This is a genomic window from Pelotomaculum isophthalicicum JI, from assembly GCF_029478095.1.
In the GTDB taxonomy this organism is placed as follows: Bacteria; Bacillota; Desulfotomaculia; order Desulfotomaculales; family Pelotomaculaceae; genus Pelotomaculum_D; species Pelotomaculum_D isophthalicicum.
Genome location: NZ_JAKOAV010000020.1, coordinates 18,500 through 31,351, shown reverse-complemented (window position 1 = coordinate 31,351; position 12,852 = coordinate 18,500). Strand labels below are relative to the sequence as shown.

At 46.6% G+C, this 12,852-nt stretch carries 13 protein-coding genes; all 13 read left to right on the top strand.

The genetic code is table 11. The annotated features are described in order from the left end of the window. Positions 1 to 15: 15 nt before the first annotated feature. The 13 genes from L7E55_RS11075 (at position 16) to L7E55_RS11015 (ending at position 12,727) form a co-directional block, all read left to right on the top strand. Positions 16 to 408 carry an MFS transporter gene (locus L7E55_RS11075; protein WP_277444296.1) on the top strand — a complete coding sequence of 131 codons (393 nt, stop codon included), beginning with the start codon at positions 16 to 18 and terminating at the stop codon, positions 406 to 408. After that, a complete protein-coding gene (locus tag L7E55_RS11070) occupies positions 380 to 916 on the top strand; it encodes an MFS transporter (RefSeq protein ID WP_277444295.1) in 537 nt (178 codons plus the stop codon). The genes L7E55_RS11075 and L7E55_RS11070 overlap by 29 nt, the downstream gene beginning before the upstream one ends. 15 nt (positions 917 to 931) lie before the next feature. Continuing rightward, positions 932 to 1,372, top strand: coding sequence for a divergent PAP2 family protein (locus tag L7E55_RS11065; protein ID WP_338091216.1), 441 nt, complete (start codon positions 932 to 934; stop codon positions 1,370 to 1,372). A gap of 202 nt (positions 1,373 to 1,574) precedes the next feature. Further along, entirely contained in the window at positions 1,575 to 2,333 is a 759-nt protein-coding gene (pstB, locus tag L7E55_RS11060; protein ID WP_277444293.1) for a phosphate ABC transporter ATP-binding protein PstB, read from the top strand. Positions 2,334 to 2,369: 36 nt separating this feature from the next. After that, complete coding sequence (gene phoU / locus L7E55_RS11055) at positions 2,370 to 3,029, top strand: phosphate signaling complex protein PhoU (RefSeq protein ID WP_277444292.1); 660 nt, start codon at positions 2,370 to 2,372, stop codon at positions 3,027 to 3,029. 265 nt (positions 3,030 to 3,294) lie between these two features. Continuing rightward, positions 3,295 to 5,646, top strand: a complete 2,352-nt coding sequence (locus L7E55_RS11050; protein WP_277444290.1) for an EAL domain-containing protein — start codon at positions 3,295 to 3,297, stop codon at positions 5,644 to 5,646. A 19-nt stretch (positions 5,647 to 5,665) separates the two neighbouring features. Continuing rightward, positions 5,666 to 6,367, top strand: coding sequence for a response regulator transcription factor (locus L7E55_RS11045; RefSeq protein ID WP_277444289.1), 702 nt, complete (start codon positions 5,666 to 5,668; stop codon positions 6,365 to 6,367). A 63-nt stretch (positions 6,368 to 6,430) separates the two neighbouring features. Continuing rightward, positions 6,431 to 7,327 carry a phosphate ABC transporter substrate-binding protein gene (locus tag L7E55_RS11040; protein WP_420852039.1) on the top strand — a complete coding sequence of 299 codons (897 nt, stop codon included), beginning with the start codon at positions 6,431 to 6,433 and terminating at the stop codon, positions 7,325 to 7,327. A gap of 114 nt (positions 7,328 to 7,441) precedes the next feature. Next, positions 7,442 to 8,356: a phosphate ABC transporter permease subunit PstC gene (gene pstC / locus L7E55_RS11035; RefSeq protein WP_277444288.1), complete on the top strand. Its 915-nt coding sequence runs from the start codon at positions 7,442 to 7,444 to the stop codon at positions 8,354 to 8,356. Further along, a complete protein-coding gene (pstA, locus tag L7E55_RS11030) occupies positions 8,353 to 9,237 on the top strand; it encodes a phosphate ABC transporter permease PstA (protein ID WP_277444287.1) in 885 nt (294 codons plus the stop codon). Before pstC ends, pstA begins: the two co-directional genes overlap by 4 nt. Positions 9,238 to 9,259: 22 nt before the next feature. Next, positions 9,260 to 10,894: a methyl-accepting chemotaxis protein gene (locus tag L7E55_RS11025; protein ID WP_277444286.1), complete on the top strand. Its 1,635-nt coding sequence runs from the start codon at positions 9,260 to 9,262 to the stop codon at positions 10,892 to 10,894. A gap of 228 nt (positions 10,895 to 11,122) precedes the next feature. Beyond that, a complete protein-coding gene (locus tag L7E55_RS11020) occupies positions 11,123 to 12,436 on the top strand; it encodes a PhoH family protein (protein ID WP_277444285.1) in 1,314 nt (437 codons plus the stop codon). A 54-nt stretch (positions 12,437 to 12,490) separates the two neighbouring features. Beyond that, on the top strand, positions 12,491 to 12,727 hold the full coding sequence (locus L7E55_RS11015) for a hypothetical protein (protein ID WP_277444284.1): 237 nt from the start codon (positions 12,491 to 12,493) through the stop codon (positions 12,725 to 12,727). Positions 12,728 to 12,852: the final 125 nt, after the last annotated feature.

Sequence of the window (12,852 nt, the reverse complement as noted above, 5' to 3'; positions counted from 1 at the left end):
ACTTGATCAAATCGGATGAATAATCGTAAATTTTTGGCTATTTTCGGGTATGGATTCTCCGCTGTCGGAAGAGTATTACTGGTCCCGGCAAGCTCCTGGATAGGTGTTTTCCTGTGGCGGGTCTTCGATCGTATTGGCAAGGGTGTCAGAACAGCACCCCGCGATGCCATGATAGCCGAGTCCGGTGTTAAAGGCAGGCATGGGCGCTCTTTTGGAATTCACCAAGCGATGGATATGCTGGGAGCCGCTGCCGGCACCGGAATAGCTTATGCGATTATATCCAGGAATAGCGAGGGTTTTTCGGTTGTCTTTTTCTATTCGATTATACCCGTAGTTATAGGATTTGGTTTTCTTTTTTGGATTAGGGAGTCAAAGGAAAATGCACAAGCCAAAACAAAACAAATTTGAATTTAAGTGGAGTGGTCTGGAGCAACGATTAAAACGTTTATTGCTGGTAATTCTTCTTTTTACTATAGCCAATTCCTCAAACCAGTTCCTTATCCTTCGGGCATCTGATGCTGGAGTGCCGACAACCGGTGTCCTTCTCCTATACCTGGTATTTTACTCAGTGTCCTCATTATCTGCCTATCCTGCCGGTCATTTATCAGATAGATTGGGAAGAAAAGGATTGCTGGTTTCAGGATACTTATTGTACAGTGTAGTCTACCTTGGTTTTGTTCAATCAAACAGTTGGTACTGGTTGCTATTTGCCTTGTACGGAATTTACACCGGGTTGACAAAAGGAGTCGAGAAGGCGCTAGTGGCAGACGTAGCCCCTCAAAATTTAAAGGCGAGCGCGCTGGGTATGTATTCAATGATAGTGGGGATTGGATTATTGCCTGCGTCCTTACTTACCGGGTGGTTATGGAATGAGTTTGGTGCGGCTGTTCCTTTTTACTTCAACTCCGGGAGGTAATGTTAGAAGGTGAATATGTTAATGCCTGCTAGTGTTGGGGTTTTAGAAAATTTTCTATCTGTTGCAGGGAGCAGCCTGGTAGCATGTCAAGGGCTAAAGCTTTTACTGGCATTACACAGGTATAAAAGTCTGCCCTGGCACCGTCTCCTCCAACCAGGGGGAATGCCAAGTTCCCATGCTGCCGTGGTTACTTCACTTGCTATCACTATGGGCCTTATTTACGGTTGGACATCTCCCTTTTTTCAAGTGGCAGCCGTTTTTGGCGGTATTGTCATCTATGACGCCATAACCTTGAGACGCGCTGTGGGTGAGCATGCCCGACGCATTAACTTGATTTGCCGCCAGGAAGGAGTGTCTCCGAGTGAAGACCTTTTGGAAAACTTGGGACACACGCCAATGGAAGTTATTGTAGGAGTCTTAATTGGGGTACTGGCAGCTCTGACTTTTTTCCATTAACCAATGCACATAACCCGTGAAGCTTGCGGCATGATCATTTTTTTATTTAAAAAATATGCATAGAATTAATCTAAATTTAACAATATTTAACAGGGCATTTAACAAAGCGATAATAATAATATAACCTGGCTCAATTATAATTTATACGACACATGTTTGCGTTAATACTAGAATGGTCAGCCTGACTGAGGGGGCAAACAGCTTGACATCGTCAAAAATATCTGTTGAAAGATTAAACCTTTATTACAGGGATTTTCAAGCCCTAAAGAACGTGAACCTGGAAGTAGAGGAAAACCAGGTTACAGCTCTTATTGGACCGTCCGGCTGTGGCAAGTCGACGTTTTTGCGCATCTTGAACAGAATGAACGACTTGATCGAGGGAGTAAGAGTGGACGGTGTGGTGCTTTTGGATGGCATGGATATCTACCGCCAGGACGAAGACGTGGTTAACCTGCGCAAAAGGGTGGGTATGGTATTTCAGCGCCCCAACCCTTTTCCGATGTCGGTTTATGATAATGTAGCATACGGGCCGCGTATTCACGGGGAGAGAAACAAGCGCAAATTGGATGAGATTGTAGAGAAGAGCTTGCGCGCGGCAGTTCTGTGGGACGAGGTGCAAGACAGGCTACATAAGTCGGCGTTGGGACTTTCCGGCGGTCAACAGCAGCGGGTGTGCATCGCCCGGCTGCTTGCGGTGGAGCCTGAGGTGCTGCTAATGGATGAGCCCACTTCAGCCTTAGACCCGCTGGCAACTATGAAAATTGAAGAGTTGATTCAAGTGTTAAAAAACGACTACACTATTGTTATTGTAACTCATAACATGCAGCAAGCCGCCCGTGTTTCCGGTGTCACCGCTTTTTTCTTAAACGGCGATCTGATTGAATACGGCAAAACCGAAGTAATATTTACTAAACCGTCGGATCAGCGTACAGAAGATTACATTACTGGCCGCTTTGGCTAAAACAGGCAGGCGATGAAAGGAGAATGAACATCACACATGAGGACCAGGGCAACATTTGATCAGGCTTTAAGTGAACTCCAACAAGAGATTACACGCATGGGTTTTTATGTGGAAGAGGCCATTTCCCGCGCAGTAGAATCCCTTGCCAAGCAGGATGAAAATATGGCTCAAGCTGTAATCGACGGAGATGTGCTTATCGACGAACAGCATCAATTGATAGAGAATAAATGCCTGAAGCTCATTGCTACCCAGCAGCCAATAGCCAAGGATTTGCGGCGCATTGCGACAGGACTGATGATCATTACCGACTTGGAAAGAATGGCTGATCTGGCATGTGATATTGCCAAGATAACCAGAAGGATAGCATGCCAGCCCTTGATCAAACCTCTGCTTGACATTCCCCGGATGGCGCAAATTGCCCAGAAAATGGTGAAAGAGTCCCTGGATGCCTATGTGCGGGAGGATGTTCAACTTGCCGTTGCTATGGCTAAAGAAGACGATCTGGTGGACAGTCTGCATAATCAGGTCTTTCGGGAACTGCTTATATATATGATGGAAAATCCGAAGACCATCAACCAGGCAACCGCTCTCCTGTTCGCCAGCCGTCACTTGGAACGGATCGCCGATCATGCGACCAACATCGGTGAACGGATTGTTTACCTGGCAACCGGTGAACGCAAAGAATTAAACGATTAGGTATACTATTAAACGAATCGCTGACAAATCAGAAATATTAGCTATCTCCTCTCCTTTCCCGGTATTAATTGCCGGGTTTTCTTATTGTTAGGGAAATATACATTCTGCTATTTGTGGATAAGTGACCTTTGGGCATATTACATAAATATAATCTTCATTTAACGAAACGTTAATTCATTAATAAACATTATTTAACATCGTAGGTATATATTAAACGTAACATTCAACCAACCATGAGCACTGACAGAAAAATGTGTAGTGGGGGGTGTTTACCATCAACAACGTTATAACAAAAGTTGCTGGTCTGTTCGAGCGGTTTGTCAAATTTTCCAGCGTTAATAACAGTTATATTTTCAGCCAACAACATTTAAAGAATCCGGCATTGTTGAGAACAATCGGGTCCTGTCTTGATAAGTTAAACTCAGTAGTGGTATTTTACTTTGACATTGCCAGATTCCATGAAATTGAACAGATAAACGGGCATTTAATAGCCATGCGTGTGCTCGCGACATTTAAAAAAGCCCTGCAGCATATAATGCCCGGGCTGTTCCCGGATGCGAAGGTGCTGGCCGTGGAAAACCTTTGGGGTGATGATTATGTCGCGCTTATCGCGGTGGAACAAGTGCCGGACGCGGCGATACTGAGAGAAATGCCATTAACTTTACGAATTAAATTAAAGAAGAATTTAAAGCAAGAAATTATTAAATTAGCCGGAAGGGCACTTGAAATCCATGTAGGCTGCGCCGTCATCAGCCACAGGTCCGGAAATTTGGAAAGCCAGCTGTATAATGCCGTGCGGGAAGCGCAGAGTGTCGCCAAAGGCTCTATAGATCAACAAAAAGCAAAACTGCTGCATGAATTTAAAGAACTTCTTGACGGCACGGGGTTTAACGCTGTATACCAGCCCATCATTTCTTTTCAATCAGGTTGTGTTTTGGGTTGGGAAGCGCTTACCAGAGGACCCCGGGACAGCTATTTTCACAATCCGGATGTTATCTTTTCTTTTGCTGAAGAAGTAAACCTGCTTTACCCGCTGGAAAAGCTCTGCCGTCAGGTGTCCATCAATCAGCTTGGCAGATTGGGAGCCGACCAGAAGCTTTTTTTGAATATCCACCCCCGTTCCCTCGGTGATCCAAACTTTGTCAGGGGTGAAACCATAAAGTTAATCAAAGAAATGGGCTTGAATCCATGCAATGTTGTTTTCGAGATAACCGAAAGGCACTGTATTGATGACTTTGCCTGTTTCAATAAGACTCTTGAATATTACCGTAGTCAGGGTTTCCTGGTGGCGGTTGACGATGCCGGTTCCGGATTTTCATGTCTCCAATCGATTGCTGAAATAAGACCGGACTTTATTAAAATCGATATGTCTCTGGTCAGAGGCATTCATGCCAACCGGGTGAAGAGAGCGCTTCTGGAGACATTCACGACATTTGCCGAAAAGATTAGTTGCTCGATTATCGCGGAGGGCATTGAGGATGAGGAAGAGTTGAATACGCTTGCCAAGATGGGCGTGCATTACGGACAGGGTTTCTTGCTAGGCAAGCCTGCTTATCCAAAGGAGCATATCAGTGATGATGTTTTCGCGAAAATAATCCACCTGGCATCCAATAATCGCAACCGTTTCTGGAAACCTGCCTTCCCGGTGGGCAGCATTACTGAAAACGCCGTCTGTGTTGAAAAAAACACTCTTGTGCGGGAAGTCAAAGAAATTTTGGATAATGACGAGCTTCTTGCGGGCGTGGTGGTGGCAGATGAAGGAGAACCCCTGGGGCTGGTTATGCGCCATCTTCTTTACCGCCACCTTGGCACGCAGTATGGGGTTCCTCTTTATTACAAGCGTCCAATTTCTATGATTATGGATGTTTCCCCACTTGTTGTCGAGGAGGACGCGACCATTGAGTTAGTGTCTCAGGTGGCTATGAACCGTGACCGGCTCAAACTCTACGACCATATCATCGTAACAAAGAACAATTTACTGAAAGGCGTGGTTTCGGTTCAAAACCTCCTGGACACCATGACCAGGATCCGCCTGGAGCTGGCCAGGGGGGCCAATCCCCTGACCGGTTTGCCGGGCAACATTAGCATAGAGCAGGAGTTGCTCAAGCGTGCAACAGAAAGTCCGATTTTTAGTGTTGTCTACTTTGATTTGGACAATTTCAAAATATACAACGACAAATATGGTTTTGAGAACGGTGACAAAGTCATTTTGTTCACTTCGAAGCTATTGAATAGTGTAATTAACAAATACGGCAGTGAGAAAGATTTTCTGGGACATATCGGTGGAGACGATTTTATCATGGTTACTGAAAGAGAACGTACGGACGCGCTGTGTGAACGGATCATCAAGTATTTTGACCGCTTGATTAAATCCTTTTATCTGCCGGAGGATCGAAAGGAGGGCAGGATTCTCGGGTACGACAGGGAAGGGCGGGCCAAGTGGTTCCCATTTATATCAGTGTCCATGGCTGTTATCGAGTGCGAAGGAGGTGAAAAGGCGGACTTGAAGACTCTGTCTGAAAAGGCCGCGCAGCTAAAATGTTATGCCAAATCCATTCCCGGCAGTGTATATGTTCATGACCGCAGGGGCCGGATTGGTTTTATTGAAAGTTGTTGATGAAAAAGGGTGATTTGAGATGCCGCTAGTCCTGGTTGTGGACGATGAGGTCAATATCCTGCAGCTTCTGAAGTATAACCTGGTAAAAGAAGGCTTTCAGGTAATTGAAGCAACTAATGGGAATGACGCGATTAAGTTAACCGGCGAAAAAACACCTGATTTGATTATTCTGGATAAAATGCTTCCGGGAATGGACGGTTTTGACGTGCTCCGCATCTTAAAGTCCAACCGGCAAAGCGCCTCCATTCCAGTCATTATGTTAAGCGCCAGGGATGAAATGCTGGACAAGGTGCTCGGGCTGGAGCTGGGCGCGGATGACTACATCACCAAGCCATTTTCCCCCAGGGAACTGGTGGCCAGGGTAAAGGTTCACCTGCGCCGCAAGCAGCCTCCTGTCGAGGAGGAGGCTGCAAAAAAAGAGGTAAGGGTAAACTGTTTGTTAATTCAGCCGGAGAAGTACGAAGCGTTGCTTGACGGGGTAAGACTGGAACTTACCCAGAAAGAATTTGAACTTCTTTACCTGCTGGTAGCTAACCCTGGCCGGGTATTTACCAGGGATTCGCTCCTGGAAAAAATCTGGGGATACGATTATGACCGGAAATCACGCACCGTAGACGTTCATATCAGGTACTTACGCCTGAAGATTGAAAAAGATCCGGCCAACCCGGAATATATCGAAACGGTGCGCGGGGTGGGCTATCGTTTTCGGGAGACGCACTGAAAATTTGTGGCGTTGTAAAAGCCACTTATCATATAAAAAAGTTACAAGGAGGAGAAAGACTTGCTGAAAAAAGCAAAATTTATGGTAGTTGCCGCATTGTGCCTGTCGACTGTGATAGCGTTGGCCGGCTGCGGCGGACAGGCGGCTCAACAAGGGACGGATAACAAGGCCCAGCAGTTGTCCGGCAACATTACCGCGGTGGGTTCCACCGCCCTGCAGCCGCTGATGGAACAGGCCGCGACTCAGTTCATGGCCAAGAATCCGAATGCCAAAGTAGTGGTGCAGGGCGGCGGCAGCGGCACCGGCCTCACCCAGGTCGCGCAGGGAGCGGCTGACATCGGTAATTCGGATATTTACGCTGAAGAAAAGGAAGGTATCGATGCTTCACAACTTACTGACCACCAGATTTGTGTTGTCGGCATGGCTGCGGTGGTTAACCCGGCAATTACTATTGACAACCTGACAAAGCAACAGTTGGTGGATATTTTTACCGGTAAAATAACTAACTGGAACAGCGTGGGCGGTCCTGATCAAAAAATAGTGCTGGTGAACCGCCCGAAAGCTTCCGGCACACGGGCGGTCTTCAAGAAATTTGCGCTGGGCGGCGCTGAGGAGGCCACCGGCATTGAGGAAGATTCTTCGGGCACAGTCCGCAAGATTATTCACGATACTCCCGGGGCGATTGGCTACCTGGCGCTGTCTTATCTGGACGGCAGCGTAAAGGCTGTCAGCCTGGACGGAGTTGCGCCCAACAAAGAAAATATCACTACCGGCAAGTACCTGGTGTGGGGATATGAACACAGCTACACCAAGGGCAAGCCAAGCGGGGTGGCGGAAGCTTTTTTGAATTTCATGATGACTGATGAGGTGCAGAAAAATATTGTTCCTCAGCTTGGTTATATTCCGGGGACTGAAATGAAAATTGTCAGAAGTGTGGATGGCAGCGTTAAAAATAAATAGTCTGCGCAGCGTTCCAGCAGAAAATTATTTTATTGGACAATAAACAGGGCCGTCACCCGGCCCTGTTTTTGAAAAAACGCCGTAGATTGATTGTGGAATCGGGGAGTGATATTGATGAAAAATAATGTTGCAACTGGGGCATTTAGACTGAACAGCGAATTGCTGGGCAGACTCCTAACCATGGGGGCGGCGGTTATTGCAATAATTTCTGTTGTATCAATTGTGTCGTTTATTACCGTAAAAGGAATGTCTACTTTTATAATCAACGGGGTCAGTGTTAAGGAGTTTTTATTCTCCACTCAATGGTGGCCCGACCGACCGCCGGAAAATGGCGGCCCGCAAGTCGGCGTGCTGGTTTTTATTTTTGGATCCATAACAATCGCGGCGCTGGCTGTTCTTTTGAGCGCGCCGCTCAGCATCATTTGCGCCGTATTTATGGCCGAAATCGCGCCGTCTTGGGGGCAGAGGTTCTTGCAGCCTTCAATCGAGCTCCTGGCCGGTATTCCATCCGTGGTTTACGGGTATATCGGTTTAAGCCTGTTGGTTCCTTTTATCCGGGATAATATTGGCGGCATGGGTTTTAGCATCCTGGCCGGCTTTCTGGTGCTGTCAATAATGATTCTGCCCACTATCGTCAGCGTGTTGACAGACAGCCTGAGATCCTTGCCCCGTGAATATAAAGAGGCGGCGCTGGCACTGGGTTCCACCCGCTGGCAGTCCATCTGCCATGTCCTTATTCCTGCCGCCCGCAACGGTTTAATCACTGGTATTGTGCTGGGGCTGGCCAGGGCTTTCGGCGAAGCGCTCGCTGTACAGATGGTAATCGGCAATATGAGAAAAATGCCTACATCAATTATAGATCCGGTGATTACTTTGACCGGCGCTATTACCATGGATATGGGCAATACGCCAATGGGTTCCTTATGGAACAACGCGCTCTGGTCAATGGGTTTATTTACCTTGATGATGTCTTGTTTTTTTATTCTGGTTTTACGTTTTGTCGTACGTAAAGGGGGAGTAGCCCGATGAATTCACGCCGCATCGATCGGATCGCCACTGTAATATTCTGGTCCGGCGCCCTTGCCGTCATTTTTTTTCTGGGCGCCATAATCGGTTACATACTTTACCATGGAGGAAAGTATATTGACTGGGGTTTCTTAACAAAGCCTTCACAGGCAATCAGCGCCGGCGGAGGTATCGGGCCGCAGATCTTTAATACTTTTTATCTCCTGCTGCTGTCCATGTCCATTACAATTCCCATAGGTCTATTGGCCGGGGTTTATCTGTCTGAATACGCGGGTACCAACAAGTTAACTGAAGCAATCAGACTATCCATTGAGACATTGAATTCCCTGCCTTCAATTGTAGTCGGTCTTTTCGGCCTCCTGGTTTTCGTCAATATGACCGGCTGGGGTTACTCGCTAATCTCGGGCGCGCTTGCCCTGACGGTGCTGAACCTTCCATTCATGATCAGGATCACCGAGGTGTCTATTCGCGGTGTGCCGGACGGCCTGCGCGAGGGAAGCTTGGCCCTGGGCGCCAACCACTGGCAGACAATCTGCAGGGTAGTGTTGCCGGCCGCTTTTCCAGGCTTAATCAGTGGTGTCGTGATCACCTGCGGCAGGGTATTTGAAGAGGCCGCGGCGTTGCTGTTTACCGCCGGCATGGCCAGCCCGGCAATGAATTTTAATCAGTGGAATATTTTCAGCGGATCCTCGCCTCTAAACCCGTTCCGCCCGGCGGAAACCCTGGCTGTTCATATATGGAAGATTAACGCCGAGGGGCTTATCCCCGACCTGCGCAGGGTAGCGGACGGCTCCGCGGCGGTGCTGATCCTGTTTGTGCTTGGCTTCAACCTGACGGCCCGCTGGCTTGGCAGGAGAATACACCGGAAGATGACTGCCACTTAAGGGTTAATTAGGAGGTGTGAGGATGATAACAACAGATATTATCAACAGAAAAACATTTCAGAAGTTTGGTAAATGGTGGTTTAATTTAAAGTTTCAAACCCAAATTATGATAATGTTCACCACCCTTGTTATTCTCGTTGTAATTTTGTTAGGGGGTACAACATATTTCACATTAAAAAGCAACATGGAAAGATTGATTACAGATAACTTAAATCTTTCGGTAAAAAACGTTGGGGATAAAATTGAACTTTTTACCTCAACAGTAGATAGCAGGGAACTAAGAAACAAAGCCGGTTATTTAATGACCCAGGAATTAGCATATTTCAGTAATAAGGGGATCGGGGCAGAATTGCGGTTGATCGATGGAGATGGCCGTAATGTAATTGAACTAGGCGAAAAAACAGGACAAAGCGACTTTATTCCCCAACCTGCCATTGAGGAAATAATTAAGAAAAAAAGTGGAACTTTATTTTTTGAAAATGGACGGAGTAAGTATAACGCTGCTTATGTCAATATACCAGGGAAAAATTGGATTTACGTTTCTTGTATTTCTGTGGATGATTATATGGCCCCGATAAATAAACTGAGAAACTTTACCCTGACAATCGGTCTGGTTGCTATTGCCGCTTCATTTTTGATTTGCTTTTTTGTGTCCAGAAGGATTGCCGTACCGTTGGCCGCCATGCTGCAGGTCGCGGGAAAAGCGGGAACAGGTGATTTGACTGTGCGCGCCCATGAGGAAGGGGTTGGTTTGGAGTATTCTGTTTTGGGGAAAAGTTTTAACAAAATGTTAAACGATCTGGCAATATTGATAAATGAATTCCAAACCCTGGTGGAAGATCTCCTGGCAAACAGTAAAAAGATAAATTTTGTCGCGGACAACCAGGTAGAATTAATCCAAGAGACAGGCTTGCTGGTTAATGATATGGCTTCTTCGGTTCAGGAAATATCCGCCAGGATTTTTGAGACGGAAGAAGCCGGCCGCGAGGTACGGATGGCGGTGGAAAGTGGACGTTCGGCTCTCAGAAGCATCTTGGAAAACATCAATGAGAATTTCACCCTAATGGAAGACCAATCGCGTTCTGTTGAGTTTCTGAGCGGACATCTGGACAAAGTCGGACAAGTATTGGATATAATCAAAGACATATCAGAAAGAACGCATCTTTTATCATTAAACGCTTCAATAGAGGCGGCGCGGGCAGGGGAATACGGTAGAGGTTTCTCCGTGGTGGCTGATGAAATAAGGAAACTCGCGGGAATTGCCGGACAATCGGTTAAAGAAATAAGCGAGTTGACAAATGCCGTCAAAGTTGAAAGCAAAGCTGTGTTGGAGAAGGTGGAAGCAGGCAGAAAGGGAGCAAAGGAAGGTCTCTTATTGACCGGTAACGCTGAAGGATATTTAAATAATATTTATCGCTCCATAGCAAATGCCGATGAACGCATAACGGAAATAAGCCGGAGTATGGAACAAATCTCCACGGGTACCGGACAGGTAGTTTTGACGATGAGGTCCGTAGCCGGGACGGCGGAAATGGAATCAGACGCAATTACGGACGCGCATAGTTCTTCAGCGAGGAAAGTGGCGGAACTGGCCAGAGAGTTGGCTGTAAAGGCCCAAAGTCTCCAGGGCCAGCTGCTTAAATTTAAAACCATATAACAGGAGTCAGGAGTCAGAATTCAGGAGTCAGAATAAAAGAATGGTTAAACATCTTGAAATATTCTGAATTCTGAATACCTAAATGATAATAGATATAACATTTTACAAAGAAATAACCAATAGTTAATAAGTAATTAGTTTGTATTTAATAATTATCTTTTATAATAAACTCGAGGGCGCGCTACCATGTCCAACACAATACGATTATGGAGATAGGGGGTAGTAAACTTGACAGTAAGGGTTCTAGATACCAATGTTCTGCTGGATCGACCCATAGAAGAAATAATCCAATCGTTCCCTCCCTGTAAGATCATCTTGCCCCTTGCGGTTATTCACGAACTGGATAATTTTAAAGGTTTGGAAGACCAGCGAGGCCTTTACGCCCGCAGCGCGATTAGATTTCTTGACGGGTTGAGGCCGAAACTTCACCAAGGCGTCCATCTCAAAACCGGACACTTCTTCAAAGTGGAAGTAAATCATACCGATGTTCAACTTCCCGAGATTTTATCAAAGAACAAGATAAATAACCGGATCCTTACCGTCAGCAAAGGCATCATGGAGGAAGAAGAGCCGCTGGAGCTGATCACTCAAGACATTTACACCAGGTTGATCGCTGATATTTTAGGTATACCGGCTGAAAACTACATAGTTGAAAATGTTGAGTTGGGAAATTTATATTCCGGCTGGTGTGAAATTCAGATATCAGCCCAGGATATTCAAAAATTTTACCAGCTCAATTATTTTTCTACCGATTATCCACTGCTGGCCAATCAATATGTCAAAATGGTTGACAAGACGGGAGGAACACACTACGGGCGCTATCGCGTCGATGATCAAACCATAGTGCCCTTGCGGCGTGACTTGCAAGCTTTTGGCATCGGCCCGGCGGAAGGGAACGTGGAACAGCGCTTTTTGATGGACGCGCTGCTCAATCCGGATATTCAACTGGTGAGCATTCTTGGCCCGGCGGGTACGGGGAAGACCTTACTGGCCCTAGCCGCGGGCTTGTGCCAGGTTATCAACAAGGGTTTATACAGCAAGCTGATTGTTTCCCGGGCGCTTATTCCACACAGCCAGGACATCGGGGCGCTGCCGGGTGATAAAGAAGAGAAGCTTTCGCCCTGGATGGGAGCTATCTTTGACAACCTGGAATTCTTACTCAGTGGTTTTGCCGGAAATAAGTATGACAGAAAATCATCACCTGCCGAGCAAGTCGGCAGGTTTATGGAAGAAGGCTATATTGAACTGGAAGCCCTGGCCTATATCCGCGGACGCTCAATTCCCGGACAGTGGGTGATTATTGATGAGGCGCAGAACCTAACCAAGGAAAATGTTAAAACAATCATCACGCGCGCGGGGAAGGGAACAAAAATAGTGATAACCGGGGACATCCAGCAGATCGACAACTGCCGCTTGACAGCCACGAACAACGGCTTTGTAACTTTAATCGAGGCCTTCAAGGGGCGGCAGATATACGCGCATATCACTTTAAACCGGACCGAACGCAGTTCTTTGGCCGCTTTGGGAGTAGAACTTCTTTAATGTGAAATTTACCCCAGTCCGGCGGGGGAAAGGCCGGATAAAAAGGAGGGGAAAATGGTTTGCAAAAACTGCGCCTGCCCAGCTTGGGAATGGAACCTGGATAGGAATATTCCGAAAGCGAGAATCCAGGTTTGCCCGGTATGCGGCAGGATCGGGAGGATTGTAACAAGCCGTTGTGTTCGTTGTGAATTGGAACACTGCACTGTTTTAGAAAATGATAATTGGGCGTTTGGCTGGAATCCGTCATATCAAAGTTATTCAAATGAAACTTATAATGAAAATCTATGGTGAAGCGTTCTTCCATTGTTGACGCGCATTCTACCATAGTTTTAGACGGGACTATGGTTAAAGTTGCAGTGCGATAATAATGAGTGAGGGTAGAAATATATATTTGCTCGATTTTCAGGAGTTATATG

Bases quoted from the DNA above. Each gene is read 5' to 3' on its own strand.
- L7E55_RS11065 (WP_338091216.1), top strand. From the start codon at position 932: ATGTTAATGCCTGCTAGTGTTGGGGTTTTAGAAAATTTTCTATCTGTT.
- phoU (WP_277444292.1), top strand. From the start codon at position 2,370: ATGAGGACCAGGGCAACATTTGATCAGGCTTTAAGTGAACTCCAACAA.
- L7E55_RS11070 (WP_277444295.1), top strand. From the start codon at position 380: ATGCACAAGCCAAAACAAAACAAATTTGAATTTAAGTGGAGTGGTCTG.
- L7E55_RS11075 (WP_277444296.1), top strand. From the start codon at position 16: ATGAATAATCGTAAATTTTTGGCTATTTTCGGGTATGGATTCTCCGCT.
- pstC (WP_277444288.1), top strand. From the start codon at position 7,442: ATGAAAAATAATGTTGCAACTGGGGCATTTAGACTGAACAGCGAATTG.
- L7E55_RS11025 (WP_277444286.1), top strand. From the start codon at position 9,260: ATGATAACAACAGATATTATCAACAGAAAAACATTTCAGAAGTTTGGT.
- pstA (WP_277444287.1), top strand. From the start codon at position 8,353: ATGAATTCACGCCGCATCGATCGGATCGCCACTGTAATATTCTGGTCC.
- L7E55_RS11015 (WP_277444284.1), top strand. From the start codon at position 12,491: ATGGTTTGCAAAAACTGCGCCTGCCCAGCTTGGGAATGGAACCTGGAT.
- L7E55_RS11045 (WP_277444289.1), top strand. From the start codon at position 5,666: ATGCCGCTAGTCCTGGTTGTGGACGATGAGGTCAATATCCTGCAGCTT.